Annotated in this window: 2 protein-coding genes; both read right to left on the bottom strand. The window is 52.3% G+C overall.

Translation table 11 applies throughout. The features are described from left to right. Positions 1-6: 6 nt before the first annotated feature. Positions 7-405, bottom strand: a complete 399-nt coding sequence (locus tag AB1L42_RS23825; protein WP_367062740.1) for a transposase — start codon at positions 403-405, stop codon at positions 7-9. Next, a complete protein-coding gene (locus AB1L42_RS23820) occupies positions 405-845 on the bottom strand; it encodes a transposase (protein WP_367062737.1) in 441 nt (146 codons plus the stop codon). Before AB1L42_RS23820 ends, AB1L42_RS23825 begins: the two co-directional genes overlap by 1 nt. Positions 846-922 lie beyond the last annotated feature (77 nt).

The following is a 922-nucleotide window of genomic DNA, read 5'->3' as shown; positions in this document are numbered from 1 at the left end:
CCAGTTTCAAAACCGTTTTAAGAGTATCATGACACAAGCGAGTTGAACAAATCCTTCGAAGAGGTGAGCGTGGTTTTCGTAGCGAACAACCAGTCTTCGAAAGTTCTGAAGCCAGGCGATCGTTCGCTCGACGATCCATCGTCTCTGCAGGCGACGAGCTTTTCGATTGTCTTGCGTCGGCTTCTTCTTGCGACCTTTGCGATGCTGGCAGATCAACTCCGAATCTCGATCCGCAAGATGCTCACGGAGCCAGTCCGCATCGGCAGCTTTGTCGTAAAGCAAACGCTCCGGCATCTGTTCACAGATACGGACGTCGAGAAGCGTTTCGATCGAACTGACTTCGGCGTGATTGGCAGCTGTGGTGAACGCAGACAGCGGAAGTCCCTGCCCGTCGACCATCAACATCAGCTTGGTTCCTTTGCCTCGCTTGGTCTTGCCAACGTCGAGACCCCCTTTTTTGCTGGCGAAAACGTGCCATCACCGATCGCCTCGGACCAGTCAATTCGGCGTCGTTTGTCCATCTGGCTGAGCAGTCGCTGCCAGGCTTTTTCCCAGACACCCGTTTCAGTCCATTCACGATGTCGACGCCAACATGTGACAGGACTGGGATACCGCTCTGGTAAATCTTTCCAACGGCAACCGTTCTTTAAAACAAAAATGACACCTTCCAGACAGGCTCGTGACGTCACTCGAGGCCGACCACCTTTGGGTGAAACCGGTGGATCAGGGAACAAATCCTCGATCAACGCCCATTGGTATTCAGAAATGAAGGGTTTCGGGGCCGTCCTGGACCCTGTCTTGTTCGACCGACGTTGTGTCGGCCACATCGACAGGGAAATGACCATTGCAAATGTCTCCTTTCGAAAGAAGACAAGTGCAACCACCTTACCAATCAAACACTAATTTCACGTTTTGAAACTGC

The organism is Thalassoglobus sp. JC818 (assembly GCF_040717535.1).
GTDB lineage: Bacteria > Planctomycetota > Planctomycetia > Planctomycetales > Planctomycetaceae > Thalassoglobus.
Note: the sequence above shows the minus strand (reverse complement) of the source record. Positions and strands in the feature narration are given on the sequence as shown.

What these genes read in the sequence shown, in the direction of transcription:
- AB1L42_RS23825 (WP_367062740.1), bottom strand. Translation starts at nt 405, where the DNA reads ATGTTGATGGTCGACGGGCAGGGACTTCCGCTGTCTGCGTTCACCACA.
- AB1L42_RS23820 (WP_367062737.1), bottom strand. Translation starts at nt 845, where the DNA reads ATGGTCATTTCCCTGTCGATGTGGCCGACACAACGTCGGTCGAACAAG.